This window comes from Citrobacter sp. Cf088, assembly GCF_030334295.1.
In the GTDB taxonomy this organism is placed as follows: Bacteria; Pseudomonadota; Gammaproteobacteria; order Enterobacterales; family Enterobacteriaceae; genus Citrobacter; species Citrobacter freundii.
This window is the reverse complement of the sequence record NZ_JAOWEE010000053.1, coordinates 718,223-731,521: the sequence shown is the minus strand read 5'-3', so window position 1 is coordinate 731,521 and position 13,299 is coordinate 718,223. Positions and strand designations below refer to the sequence as shown.

Here is a 13,299-nt window from a genome sequence, read left to right as displayed (position 1 = left end):
ATTATCATGCAAATGTTAAATTCTTTATAAGTGGGTATTAAGGGGTATCCCCCCTGCTTAGCATGTTGCGTACGCCGTTCTCACAGGCTGTTGTCATGCCACAATACAAAAGTATGTTGTAACTAATTACAGACAAAAAAAAGCGCGGTCTAACACCGCGCAATGGATAATCAACTTACACTTCATCCTTCAAACTGCTTCGCGTTGGCTGCGCTCGTTCTCCCCAGTCACTTACTTCTGTTAGCTCCTGGGGATTTCTCACTTGTCGCCTTGATGCAGTTAGAATGATTTTGTGTATACCACTTTTTTACTTTTTAGAATGACGTCCGTATACCGCCCAGGTGATAACCACACAAGCGACATAGAAGATCAGAAATACTTTCATCGCACCGACCGGAGAACCGGTTAATGCCAGGGACGTGCCAAATGCTTTCGGGATAAAGAAGCCGCCGATCGCACCAATAGCAGAGATAAAGCCCAACGCTGCCGCCGTATCGGTTGCCGCCTCGCGCATCGCTTTCTCTTCTGAACCACCTTCAGCTTTCACTCTGTCCATCGTCAGTTTGCGAAAGATTACAGAGATCATCTGGAAGGTTGAACCACTCCCCAGACCAGCCGTCAGGAACAACGCCAGGAACACAGCGAAGAAGGCAATGAAGTTGCCGCCGACACCGTTTGATGGCAGCGTCAGGAACAATAAGGCACTGAAAATAGCCATCAGAATGAAGTTCACCAACGTGACGCGGGTCCCGCCCAGACGGTCAGAGATTGCGCCGCCCGCAGAACGCGCCAGCGCACCAATGAACGGGCCAAAGAAGGCGTAATGCAGGATCTGCACCTCAGGGAACTGCGTTTTTGACAGCATCGCGAAACCGGCAGAGAAACCGATAAAGGAACCGAAGGTCGCCAGATACAGCAGGCTCATAATCCACAAATGCCCGCGTTTCAGCACCGGCAATTGCTCTTTCAGCGAGGCTTTGGAGGTTGCCAGTTCGTTCATACCGAACCATGCGGCCAGCGTGAAAATAGCGAGGAACGGCACCCAAATCCATGCGGCGTTTGCCAGATACAGCTGTGTACCATCCGGTTGTTCAACCCCGTGGCTACCAAATGCGGCAAAGATTGACAATGAAACCACCAGCGGCGCGACCAGCTGCATCACGCTGACGCCCATGTTGCCCAGGCCACCGTTCAGACCCAGCGCGCCGCCCTGTTTCTGTTTTGGAAAGAAGAAGCTGATGTTTGCCATACTGGACGCAAAGTTCGCACCAGCGAAGCCGCACAGCAGGGAGATAATAATAAAGGTACTAAACGGCGTGGAGGTATCCTGCACCGCAAAACCTAACCATACGCAAGGAATGATCAGGATGCCGGTGCTAAATGCCGTCCAGCGACGTCCACCAAACAGGGGGACCATAAAGGAGTACGGAACACGCAGCAGCGCGCCGGACACCGAAGGTAATGCCGTCAGCATGAACAGTTGTTCAGTGGTGAAATCAAATCCGACTTTCGGTAAGTTCACCGCCACGGCGCTAAATAACATCCACACGCAAAACGCCAGCAGCAAGCAAGGGACGGAAATCCACAGGTTACGGCTGGCGATTCGTTGACCACGCTGCTGCCAGAAGGCGGGATCTTCCGGCCGCCATTCGGTAATTACAGCTCCAGATGCCCTTTCCGGGGCAGATGAGTGACTCATAGACACCTCTGATACTTGTTTCGATGCCTGCAACATTAGGGTTTACAGCTGGAGGTAAGTTGATATAAATCAAAGGAAAAGGTGTCATTATTCATGCCTAAAATTTATTATTACCCTTAATGAGTACATAACTTCGGTAAAAAAGATGTGGTTTTTCACGCTTCTGTCGCCTCCTACTCCCCGTCGCCCAGGATCTCTCCCTCCACTGGCAATTAAGAGGTAGCCCGTTTGAGGTATGGGTATACTCCAGTGTATCGCCGAGAATAACGCCACTGCCTGCAGCAGAATCGTCATTCAATAAGGTTTTCTGTTCGACGAAAACCCGAAGGAACAAGTCACCATGTTTAAACGTTGTCTCTCCCCGCTTACGCTGGTCAACCAGGTGGCGCTGATTGTTTTATTGTCCACAGCCATCGGCGTGGCGGGTATGGCTGTCTCCGGCTGGCTGGTTCAGGGCGTTCAGGGTAGCGCCCATGCAATCAACAAAGCGGGATCGCTGCGCATGCAGAGTTATCGCCTGCTGGCTGCCGTACCACTGGACGCTAGCGATCAACCGCTGCTGGATGAAATGGAGCAAACGGCGTTTAGCCCGGAGTTGACGCGGGCCGCAAAACGAGACGGACAACAGGCGCAGTTAAAAGCATTACAGGATTACTGGCACACTGAACTTGCGCCGGGACTTGCGCATGCGCAAACGCCTGATGCGGTAGCGCAGGATGTGACGCGCTTTGTGGGCGGACTGGATAAATTGGTCACCGCCTTTGACCATACCACCGAATTACGCATTGAACGCGTCGTCCTGCTGCATCGCCTGATGGCCGTATTTATGGCATTGCTGCTGGTTTTCACGATTATCTGGCTGCGCGTGCGCCTGTTAGAGCCGTGGAAACAGCTGCTGTCGATGGCGCGAGCCGTCAGCCAGCGTGATTTTACCCAACGCGCGCATATCAGCGGTCGTAATGAGATGGCGGCTCTGGGTTCGGCGCTAAATAATATGTCGGAAGAACTGGCCGAAAGTTACGCTGTGCTGGAACAGCGAGTACAGGAGAAAACGGCGGGGCTGGAGCACAAAAATCAGATTCTTTCTTTCCTGTGGCAAGCTAACCGCCGCCTGCACTCTCAGGTGCCGTTGTGCGAACGCCTCTCTCCGGTACTGAATGGTTTGCAAAATTTGACCTTGCTGCATGATATTGAGCTCCGGGTTTACGACCTGGAAGATGAAGACAATCATCAGGAATTTACCTGTCAGTCAAATGCCAGCTGTGATGAGAAAGGTTGCCATCTGTGTCCTCGCGGAACGCTGCCCGCGATTGACGGCGGGATTACATTGAAATGGCGGCTGACCGACGCGCATACCCAGTATGGTATTTTGCTCGCCACCTTGCCGAACGGACGCCATCTCAGCCACGATCAGCAGCAGCTGGTTGATACACTGGTTGAGCAACTGACCGCAACGCTTGCGCTCGACAGGCATCAGGAGCGTCAACAGCAGTTGATTGTGATGGAAGAGCGTGCCACCATTGCGCGCGAACTTCATGATTCTATTGCACAATCGCTCTCTTGTATGAAGATGCAGGTTAGCTGTTTACAGATGCAGGGCGATGCGCTTTCAGATAACTGTCGCGAGTTGCTCAGCCAGATTCGTAACGAGCTAAATGCTTCATGGGCACAACTGCGAGAACTGTTAACCACCTTCCGTTTACAGCTCACGGAACCTGGATTACGACCGGCGCTGGAAGCCAGCTGTCAGGAGTACAGCGCCCGTTTTGGATTTACGGTTAAGCTGGATTATCAGCTACCGCCACGCCTGGTCCCTTCGCATCAGGCGATTCACCTGCTACAAATTGCGCGCGAAGCCCTGAGCAACGCACTTAAACACTCTCAGGCCAATGAAGTGGTCGTGACGGTGGTGCAAAATGGCAAGCAGGTCAAACTGACAGTGCAAGATAACGGCTGCGGCGTACCGGAAAACGCCGAACGCAGTAACCACTACGGCATGATAATAATGCGCGACCGCGCGCAGAGCTTGCGCGGCGATTGCCGCGTACGCCGTCGCGAGACGGGCGGTACTGAAGTTGCTGTCACTTTTATTCCCGAAACAAACTTCACAGAAGTCCAAGGAGATACCCATGAGTAATCTGGAACCGGCAACTATCCTGTTGATCGACGATCATCCGATGCTGAGAACCGGTGTAAAACAGCTTGTCAGCATGGCGCCCGATATTACCGTTGTCGGCGAAGCCAGCAATGGTGAGCAGGGTATCGAGCTGGCTGAATCCCTTGATCCCGATCTGATCCTGCTTGATCTCAACATGCCCGGCATGAACGGTCTGGAAACCCTCGATAAGCTGCGTGAAAAATCACTGTCGGGCCGTATCGTTGTGTTTAGCGTATCCAATCATGAAGAAGATGTGGTTACCGCACTGAAGCGTGGTGCCGACGGTTACCTGCTGAAAGATATGGAGCCAGAAGATTTACTGAAAGCATTGCAGCAGGCTGCCGCTGGTGAAATGGTGCTGAGCGAAGCCTTAACCCCGGTTCTGGCCGCCAGCCTGCGCGCCAATCGCGCAACGTCCGACCGTGATGTTACTCAACTGACGCCGCGCGAACGCGATATTCTTAAACTCATCGCCCAGGGTCTGCCTAATAAGATGATCGCCCGCCGCCTCGACATCACCGAAAGCACAGTAAAAGTTCACGTGAAGCATATGCTGAAGAAAATGAAGCTCAAATCACGCGTTGAAGCCGCGGTATGGGTGCACCAGGAACGCATTTTCTGATAACGCGCTCATGCGTCATTGTTAACGAGGATCATTTTCCGAAACGGTAATAAACGGTTCGGTCAGTGATAGCGTGATCTCATTGGAAGAGACACGCTGGCCCTGCTCATCTTCTACCACCACAGACAACCGCCAGCGGTTTGTCGCACCTTCTCTGTTGTCCCACTTCGGCATAATAATCGTCCAACCCTGCGCGCTTCGGCTATTGCTGCCAGCCGTTAAGCTCAATGCCTGAGTATCACCCTGCCATGCCAGACGACGGATCCCATGCAAACTACGCACCTGCAGCTTCAACGCCACCGTCTCACCAGGCTTGAGATCCCAGGGCGGCGTGGCCAAAAATACCGACAGTGTTTTACGCTGGCGATACTCCAGCGTCGGCAGATTGTTACGTTGTGGATCGTCATAACGACTGCCGCGCAGCGATCGGCTGTTTGCCACCTCGCTTACCATCAGCTGTTTTTTTAGCGGCACGCCAAAACGGTAATTTAACGTTAATCCGAGGTTATTCTGACTGACGCCATTTTCACCCTGCTTATGCTGTGCTGTCACGGTGATCAGCGGCACCGGCGTATAGCTCAATCCCAGATTCACCGCCACAGGATTGTGGTACCCAGTTCCGGAATGAAACAGATCCACCTGGTCGCCAAAATACTGCTCCACGCTGACGCTGGTATTGAGATGTTGATAGAACGGCATGCGCATTTGCGCGGTCAGGTCGTATCCCCGGGCCATCCGTTGTTCTTGAGTTGCAAAACGATCCTGCCAGGAGGACAACGGTTGATAGTAATTAGCAGATAAACGGAGGTATTCACCCCACGCTTCTGCCCCCACGCCTCCCCGAGGCAGATTCTCATCCAGCAGGTTGTCATAAAAGGTGTTGTAACCCAGTAACCAACCGTCACGAACCCAGCGCTGCCCAATCCCCGCATTACTGACCAGGCCTCTGTCCTGTTGCGTGAGCCCCAACTGGCTCCAGGTAAGATAACGTTGATTATCCTGCCACGGTATAAACCAACTTCCCCGACTCCCGGTAAAGCTGCCTTCGTTATCCACCTGCAACCCGACGCTGGCGTTTCCCCAGGGAGAGAGCCAGGATTCCAGTTGCTGATTCACCTGTTCGCTGACCCTGTCGCGCACCTGGCCAAACGCAAACTGCTTCGCCTGTTCACCGGTATCAAGCCCGTTATCGGTCATGCTGGCTTCACCAAACGCTTTGACCATTTCGGCAAAGTGCTTTTCGCCTGCCCGCGACTCCGGCGCCATACCAAGATCGGGCAAGCCATCACTATTGTTATCGAAAGGGTTTTCCGCCTGGTGAATAAATGACGATTGCGCGCTGGCAGTACCGCCTGCCAACGGCAAGAGTGCAAATACAGCGAGAGATAAATAAATATTACGGCTCAAATCGTTAGTGGTTTCTTATATCTATTAGCCACAGCGGCATACTTATCTTAAACCATAACGTCTTCAGTATTGATTTTCAGCCCTTCCTTCCTTTTTCGGCATTATCCTGGCATCTAGAAATAGGTGTAACATATGTGTCAGTTTTTAACGCTCACATGCAGCAAAAGGAGTAAAAATGCAAAAGATAGTGATCGTCGCGAACGGTGCAGCCTATGGAAGCGAATCGTTATTTAACAGCCTACGTCTGGCTATCGCCTTGCGCGAGCAGGAAGGGGATCTCGACCTGCGTTTGTTTTTAATGTCGGACGCGGTAACCGCGGGATTGCGTGGTCAAAAACCCGCGGAAGGATACAATATTCAGCAAATGCTGGAGATTCTTACGGCGCAAAATGTGCCGGTCAAACTGTGCAAAACCTGCACCGATGGCCGTGGGATCACGATGCTGCCGTTAATTGACGGAGTAGCCGTCGGCACGCTGGTTGAACTGGCTCAATGGACGCTGGCTGCAGATAAAGTACTGACCTTCTGATACACCGCTTTCAGGCAAGCACACTGAAAGTGTCGATAATTTCCGGATTTAATCGTAGATGGGCGCGGTTTCGTTGAACGTTAGCACGCCCTTTCAATCCTTTTGAGGGATTTTGTCACTTTTGTTTAATCGTTATGCCATTTTTTGATCAAAATCAGCATCCCGTTGCGCCCCCTTTGGTGTTATGCAATGAGTGAAATGTGAACAACATCACGCAGCACTTTCGACAGAAAGTACGTTGTTTTCAAGAACGGGGTGAAAAATGGCATTAGTGAAGGCAAGTTTAAAGTTATTTGGTGGCGATACGGTGGTTGTGCGCTGTTCCGAGCGCTGTCACATCCATCTGATGAGCGAGAAAAATCACGTCAAAGACACGCAGTCCGACATCTTAAGCGTGCAGGATCGTGACAACGCATGGTTGACCGTGCCCTATACCGGCATCTGGAATGTGCTGATCGACAGCCACAGCCAGTCGCTAGAGCATTCAATAAGTTATATTGCAGCCTAAGCGTTAATTGCCCGAAAAGCGCCTGGCTTTCGGGCATTCAGTTCCCGGCTAGATTCAGGCAAACCCTGGCCGCATAACGCCTTCCGGCAGGTTCTCTCCCAACAATCGTTTGACCGAGATCACCAGATCGTTAAGACAGTCATCCTGCATTCCCAACTTGACCAGCTCTTGTTCCAGCGAGAACAAATACTGGGCGTTGGTGCCTAAAGGTCCGCTCGCCGCAGCGATAAGCGGCGCAATCACCTGCGCGCGCGTGTCTGACTCAAACAGCGGATGACGCGGATCCATAATAAAGACCAGCGCGTTCACCGTCCGACCATCATCCAGCGCCAACTGGCACCAGGTGGGCAGATAGCATCCGGTGATCATTTCACGCTTCCACAGCAAAGAGAGCTCTTGTTCCAGCGACGCGTTCGGCAGACGATAGGCTACACCAGTAGTGCGTCCGCCCTCTTTCAAGGCCAGCATACGTCCTGGCTGACCCGCCGTTCCTCGCCCCGCCGTCAGGCGCAGGCAAAAAGCGCGGTGCCAGCCGACTAACGTCCCGGTACAGGACTCATCAAACTCTAAGGCCGGATTCCACATCAACGATCCATAACCGAAGATCCACACCGGTCCATCATCGGGTCGGCAAGCAAGCGTGGCCGCCAGTGAGGCTGCCCGTTGTTCCGCTGACCAGAGTAGTGATTCTTCAATAGCACCAAATGCCGTCTTACAGTCGGCATTCAATAAAAAATCACGTGTTAACACCTTACACCTCCGCCACTGCTGCTTCCCTGCGACAACTTTTTTGACGCCTTCCGGGCTTTTTTACTGCTCATTTTGAAACCAATAGCTGGACAATAGGCAATTCACCGCTCGCTTGCAAGCCAGCAAAGCGTCAACGGCATTTTATATCCTCTCGCGTTGGTACGTCCTGCACTATCATTTGTATCAGGATTATCAGCAATTTTTGTTGACGCTAAAGCCTAATGCTTTGTTATTTAAATATTCTATAAACAAGATATGCAATTTTATTCGCTTTGATGCAAAAATTGGTCCATGCCGTAAAATTACGTAAAATCGGATCGGAAATACCGAAAGATCTGTTATTTTTTACATTCTTTAATACTTTTATAATTATAAATACCTGCAGAGATGGAGAATTAGTTCAATGACACAAGTACATGAGGCGGTAAAAACCCGCCACAAGGAGACCTCTCTCGTCTTCCCGATTTTGGCGCTGGTAGTCCTGTTCTTCTGGGGGAGCAGTCAGTCACTACCAGTGGTCATCGGTATTAATGCGCTGGCCCTTATTGGTATATTAAGCAGCGCATTCAGCGTTGTCCGTCATGCGGATGTATTAGCGCATCGACTTGGCGAGCCCTACGGGTCGCTGATCCTCAGCCTGTCCGTCGTTATTCTCGAAGTCAGCTTAATCTCCGCATTAATGGCGACCGGTGATGCTGCGCCTACCCTCATGCGCGACACGCTGTATTCAATCATTATGATCGTCACCGGAGGTCTGGTCGGTTTTTCATTACTGTTGGGTGGCCGTAAATTTGCTACTCAGTATATGAACCTGTTTGGTATTAAACAGTATTTAATTGCCCTGTTCCCACTGGCCATTATTGTCCTGGTGTTCCCAATGGCTCTACCGGGCGCTAATTTCACCACTGCGCAGGCGTTGTTGGTCGCGTTAATTTCTGCAGCGATGTACGGCGTATTTTTACTAATCCAAACCAAAACGCACCAAAGCCTGTTCATTTACGAGCATGAAGATGAAGGCGACGATGACGACCCGCATCACGGTAAGCCGTCAGCACACAGCAATATGTGGCACGCCGCCTGGCTTATCATTCATCTGATCGCCGTTATCGCCGTAACCAAGATGAACGCCAGCCCTCTGGAGACATTGCTGACTGAACTGAATGCACCAGTGGCCTTTACCGGTTTCCTGGTCGCGTTACTCATCCTCTCTCCTGAAGGGCTGGGCGCGCTGAAAGCGGTTCTGAGCAATCAGGTACAGCGGGCGATGAATTTGTTCTTCGGTTCAGTATTAGCCACTATTTCACTGACCGTACCAGTGGTGACGCTGATCGCATGGGCAACCGGGAATGATTTGGTGTTTGCGCTGGGCGCGCCAGAGATGATTGTGATGGTTTCTTCACTGGTATTGTGCCATATCTCTTTCTCCACCGGACGCACCAATGTGCTTAACGGTGCGGCACATCTGGCGCTGTTTATCGCCTATCTGATGACGATATTTGCCTGATGAAAAAAGCCGGACACCGACATAACTTGTCGGGTCCGGCTTCTTATTTCCTTTCGTATACCTGATAAGCGCAAGCTCTATCAGGCACACAAAATGAATTAGTTCTCAGTATCCAGCTCGTCGAAGCTTTTCACCAGGTCATCAATCGCTTTAATCTGCGTCAGGAACTGTTCAAGTTTCGCCAGCGGCAGCGCGGATGGGCCATCGCATTTCGCATTGGCTGGATCCGGATGCGCTTCAATAAACAGACCCGCCAGACCTACCGCCATACCGGCGCGAGCCAGTTCGGTAACCTGCGCACGACGACCGCCGCTTGCTGCGCCAAACGGGTCACGGCATTGCAGCGCATGGGTAACGTCAAAAATCACCGGTGAGTTTCCGGAGACTTTCTTCATCACGCTGAAGCCCAGCATGTCCACAACCAGGTTGTCATAACCAAAGTTCGCGCCACGGTCGCACAGAATAACTTTATCGTTACCACCTTCATGGAATTTATCCACAATATTGCCCATCTGGCCAGGGCTTACGAACTGCGGTTTCTTCACGTTGATAACGGCACCGGTTTTCGCCATCGCTTCCACCAGATCGGTCTGACGCGCGAGGAATGCCGGCAGCTGAATCACATCCACCACGTCAGCAACAGGCTGCGCCTGGCTGGCTTCGTGAACGTCGGTGATCACTTTTACGCCAAAAGTCTGCTTCAGTTCCTGGAAGATTTTCATCCCTTCTTCAAGGCCCGGTCCACGGTAAGAGTGGATGGAAGAACGGTTGGCTTTATCAAAGGAGGCTTTGAACACGTAAGGGATACCCAGCTTTTGAGTAACGGTTACGTAGTGCTCACAAATGCGCATCGCCAGATCGCGGGATTCCAGCACGTTCATTCCGCCAAACAGCACGAACGGCAGGTCATTTGCCACGTTGATGTCGCCAATGCTAACCACTTTTTGTTTCATAGGATCGCCTTAAACGGTAGGTAAAGTGTCATTAATCAATGCAATACAATTTGCTTGTGCGAAATAGTATTAATCTGCGCACGAATCATTTCGCTGATCGGGTCTTCCGGACACTGCTCAACGAAATAACTTAAATCGGTCAGCGCAACATGTTCACACTCGAGCTGCGCGTAGATTAATCCACGATCGCGTATTTCATACGGATCTTCAGGATTAAACTGTAATAGTGCTTCGCTGGCACGCAGAGCCAGCTCCATTTGCCGCTCTTCCATCAGCGATGATTTCAGCGTGTCGAGCAGCTTGCGGATTACTTCTGCATTATCCGCCTCATCCAGGTCTTCGTTAAACAGCTCCGCGACCGGGCTGATATTCCCCTTCAGCCACACTTCCAGCGTGTGCTCATTTAACGTTTCGCCATTGAACGGATTGATTAGCCACATTTCGCCATCGAGCGATTCAATACGCAGGATGAGTTGTGTCGGGAAAATCACCGGCACCAGCGGTAGCTCCAGTCGATTGGCAATCCACAACAAGATAGCGCCCAGAGATACAGCGCTGCCCTGACGATTTTTCAGTACCTGGTCAAGCCATAATGCATCAGAAAGACGATAGACGCCGTGGGTATCCGTAAACCCCCATTCGCCGTAAAAAAGTGCCAGCAGTTTTTCCAGTTGCTCATCCTGAGACAGGAGCTGGCTAATTTCTTCTTGCGCCAGACTAACCAGACGTTCCAGTTCGTCATACACAGTTTGTGTTGGAAAATCCAGACGGATAGACTCCGACGCCAGGATCATCCCATCACACAATGGCGCTTTATTAAATTCGAAATCAGCTAACGACCTCATGCTTACCCCAGTAACGGTATTTTTGTGGTGGCGAGTTTAATGATGATGTACAGCACCACCAGCGCCAGCGGAAATGCGACTAATCGCGCCTGCTGACTGCGCGCCCGACGATAATCGAGCGCAATAAAACCCAAAACGATGTAAATGATAACCCCAAACAGCTTTTCAGTCAGCCATGTCCCGTGCTCAGTGAATGGCAGGATGTGCGCTTTAACCATTAACGCTATGCCGCTGAGTAATAAAACGGTATCGACAACCGGCGGCACGATGCGCGTCCAGCGCGCACAGGCAAGGCGCGAGTCGGTGTAACGCCACCAAAAACGCAGCGTTAACAGACCAACTGAAAGCGCAATGCTGATGAGATGGACGTTGAGTAACACGCTGAAAGTACTCATGATGGGATGCGTCCAAGCGTAATTCGCTCGTTGCCGCCATAGTCGCGGCAGGTTTCAACCGCCTGGTAACCGGCATGAGTATAGGCGTCGCGGACTGCCTGTCCTTGCTGCCAGCCGTGCTCCAGCAACAAATAGCCGCCGGGCGTTAGCATGTGTCGAGACTCGTCAATGATATGCACGATATCCGCCATACCCTGCTCACCCGCCACCAGTGCCGATAGCGGCTCAAAACGTACATCGCCAAGCGCCAGGTGCGGGTCCTGTTCGTCGATATACGGCGGATTGCTGACAATCATGTCAAACTTCTGCCCCTGCAAAGCGCTGAACCAGTCGCTTTGCAGCACGCAAACATTGTCGATGGCCAGATGCTGTTTGTTGCGAGTTGCCAGCGCCACGGCATCGGGCATGCGGTCAACCGCGGTCACCGCGCAATCCGGACGCTCAGTTGCCAGCGCCAGCGCAATGGCGCCCGTACCGGTTCCCAAATCGAGAATACGACACGCAGAGGCAGGCAGACGAGCCAGCGCCTGCTCAACAAGACACTCAGTATCCGGGCGTGGAATAAGCGTAGCCGGAGAGACAAACAGCGGCAGCGACCAGAACTCGCGCACGCCGGTCAGATGTGCCACCGGCTCACCTCGCTGACGGCGTTCCAGTAATGTATCGAGCCGTTGACGCTGCGCCTCGGTTAACACCGTTTCGCCGAACGCCAGAATAAAGGTGCGCCCCTTACCGGTGACAAACTCGAGTAAAATCTCGGCGTCGCGGCGCGGGCTTTCGCTTGCCTGTAATTGGCTTATCGCTTCACGCAGCCAGTGCTGATAATCCATTAATCCTGCTCGGACAACGCCGCCAGTTGGTCGGCCTGGTATTCCTGGACAATCGGCTCAATCAGCATATCCAGTTTGCCTTCCATCACTTCATCCAGACGGTAGAGTGTCAGGTTAATGCGGTGATCGGTCACACGACCCTGCGGGAAGTTATAGGTGCGGTTACGATCGCTGCGATCGCCGCTGCCCAACAGGTTACGACGTTCAGAGGCTTCCGCCTGTTGACGTCTTGCCACTTCGGCGGCACGAATTCGCGCCCCCAGCACCGACATCGCTTTGGCTTTGTTTTTATGCTGTGAACGTTCGTCCTGGCATTCCACCACGATACCGGTCGGTAAGTGGGTAATACGGATTGCGGAATCGGTGGTGTTAACGTGCTGACCGCCCGCGCCTGATGAACGGAAGGTATCAATACGCAGATCGGCCGGGTTGATATCCGGCAGTTCGGCATCCGGCAGTTCCGGCATGACAGCGACCGTACAGGCAGAAGTATGAATACGCCCCTGCGATTCCGTCGCAGGTACGCGCTGCACGCGATGGCCGCCGGACTCAAACTTCAGTCGCCCGTAAACGCCTTCGCCGCTAATCTTGGCAATGACTTCTTTAAACCCGCCATGTTCGCCTTCGCTGGCGCTCATGATCTCTACCCGCCAGCGACGCGATTCAGCGTAACGGCTGTACATGCGGAACAGATCGCCGGCAAACAGCGCCGCTTCGTCACCACCGGTTCCCGCACGCACTTCGAGGAAAGCGTTACGTTCGTCATCGGGGTCTTTAGGTAACAGCAGGACCTGCAGATGCTGTTCCAGTTGCTCGCATTTCTCTTTTGCTTCGCGCAGTTCATCCTGCGCCATTTCACGCATTTCAGGATCGTCGAGCATCATCTGAGCCGTCTCGATATCTTCCTGAACCTGTTGCCAGTCCGTAAAACAGCGAGAGACATCGCTTAATTGCGCATATTCGCGCGACAGCGCACGAAAGCGATCCTGGTCTGCGATAGTACCCGCATCACCGAGCAGCGCCTGAACTTCTTCATGGCGTTCATGCAGGGCTTCCAGTTTGGCAACGATAGAAGGCTTCATAGGCGTAAATGCACCCT

13 protein-coding genes are annotated in these 13,299 nt (G+C 52.4%); 5 read left to right on the top strand and 8 right to left on the bottom strand.

What is annotated here, in order from left to right; all coding sequences use genetic code 11:
* Positions 1-307: 307 nt before the first annotated feature.
* Positions 308-1,699 (bottom strand): NarK family nitrate/nitrite MFS transporter, encoded by a 1,392-nt coding sequence (locus OGV71_RS16410; RefSeq protein WP_003020752.1) that lies wholly within the window; start codon positions 1,697-1,699, stop codon positions 308-310.
* Positions 1,700-2,039: 340 nt separating this feature from the next.
* Between OGV71_RS16410 and narX the strand changes: the two genes are divergently transcribed.
* Both narX and narL read left to right on the top strand, forming a co-directional pair.
* Complete coding sequence (narX, locus tag OGV71_RS16405) at positions 2,040-3,836, top strand: nitrate/nitrite two-component system sensor histidine kinase NarX (protein WP_003020754.1); 1,797 nt, start codon at positions 2,040-2,042, stop codon at positions 3,834-3,836.
* The gene (narL, locus tag OGV71_RS16400) at positions 3,829-4,479 is read left to right on the top strand and encodes a two-component system response regulator NarL (protein ID WP_003020756.1); all 651 of its coding nucleotides are present in this window, start codon (positions 3,829-3,831) and stop codon (positions 4,477-4,479) included. The genes narX and narL overlap by 8 nt, the downstream gene beginning before the upstream one ends.
* Before the next feature lie 21 nt (positions 4,480-4,500).
* On the opposite strand, the gene OGV71_RS16395 is transcribed toward narL, so the two are convergent.
* Positions 4,501-5,886: a YchO/YchP family invasin gene (locus OGV71_RS16395; RefSeq protein WP_286533663.1), complete on the bottom strand. Its 1,386-nt coding sequence runs from the start codon at positions 5,884-5,886 to the stop codon at positions 4,501-4,503.
* A gap of 175 nt (positions 5,887-6,061) precedes the next feature.
* Between OGV71_RS16395 and OGV71_RS16390 the strand changes: the two genes are divergently transcribed.
* Together OGV71_RS16390 and OGV71_RS16385 are read left to right on the top strand one after the other, a co-directional pair.
* The gene (locus OGV71_RS16390) at positions 6,062-6,415 is read left to right on the top strand and encodes a DsrE/DsrF/TusD sulfur relay family protein (RefSeq protein ID WP_032935460.1); all 354 of its coding nucleotides are present in this window, start codon (positions 6,062-6,064) and stop codon (positions 6,413-6,415) included.
* A gap of 262 nt (positions 6,416-6,677) precedes the next feature.
* Positions 6,678-6,923: a DUF1883 domain-containing protein gene (locus tag OGV71_RS16385; RefSeq protein WP_003020763.1), complete on the top strand. Its 246-nt coding sequence runs from the start codon at positions 6,678-6,680 to the stop codon at positions 6,921-6,923.
* A gap of 54 nt (positions 6,924-6,977) precedes the next feature.
* Here the strand turns inward: OGV71_RS16385 and OGV71_RS16380 are convergent, their stop codons facing one another.
* On the bottom strand, positions 6,978-7,673 hold the full coding sequence (locus OGV71_RS16380) for a gamma-glutamylcyclotransferase (RefSeq protein ID WP_016150353.1): 696 nt from the start codon (positions 7,671-7,673) through the stop codon (positions 6,978-6,980).
* A gap of 403 nt (positions 7,674-8,076) precedes the next feature.
* On the opposite strand from OGV71_RS16380, the gene chaA reads away from it, so the two are divergent.
* The gene (chaA, locus tag OGV71_RS16375; RefSeq protein WP_003020769.1) at positions 8,077-9,177 is read left to right on the top strand and encodes a sodium-potassium/proton antiporter ChaA; all 1,101 of its coding nucleotides are present in this window, start codon (positions 8,077-8,079) and stop codon (positions 9,175-9,177) included.
* 98 nt (positions 9,178-9,275) lie between these two features.
* On the opposite strand, the gene kdsA is transcribed toward chaA, so the two are convergent.
* The 5 genes from kdsA to prfA are packed head-to-tail and all read right to left on the bottom strand — an operon-like array spanning position 9,276 to position 13,282.
* Positions 9,276-10,130 (bottom strand): 3-deoxy-8-phosphooctulonate synthase, encoded by an 855-nt coding sequence (kdsA, locus tag OGV71_RS16370; protein ID WP_003020772.1) that lies wholly within the window; start codon positions 10,128-10,130, stop codon positions 9,276-9,278.
* Positions 10,131-10,165: 35 nt separating this feature from the next.
* On the bottom strand, positions 10,166-10,975 hold the full coding sequence (gene sirB1, locus OGV71_RS16365; RefSeq protein ID WP_003020775.1) for an invasion regulator SirB1: 810 nt from the start codon (positions 10,973-10,975) through the stop codon (positions 10,166-10,168).
* Positions 10,976-10,977: 2 nt separating this feature from the next.
* Positions 10,978-11,370 carry an invasion regulator SirB2 gene (sirB2, locus tag OGV71_RS16360; RefSeq protein ID WP_003020779.1) on the bottom strand — a complete coding sequence of 131 codons (393 nt, stop codon included), beginning with the start codon at positions 11,368-11,370 and terminating at the stop codon, positions 10,978-10,980.
* Positions 11,367-12,200 carry a peptide chain release factor N(5)-glutamine methyltransferase gene (prmC, locus tag OGV71_RS16355; RefSeq protein WP_286533661.1) on the bottom strand — a complete coding sequence of 278 codons (834 nt, stop codon included), beginning with the start codon at positions 12,198-12,200 and terminating at the stop codon, positions 11,367-11,369. The genes sirB2 and prmC overlap by 4 nt, the downstream gene beginning before the upstream one ends.
* Complete coding sequence (gene prfA, locus OGV71_RS16350; protein WP_286533659.1) at positions 12,200-13,282, bottom strand: peptide chain release factor 1; 1,083 nt, start codon at positions 13,280-13,282, stop codon at positions 12,200-12,202. The genes prmC and prfA overlap by 1 nt, the downstream gene beginning before the upstream one ends.
* Between the last annotated feature and the right edge of the window lie 17 nt (positions 13,283-13,299).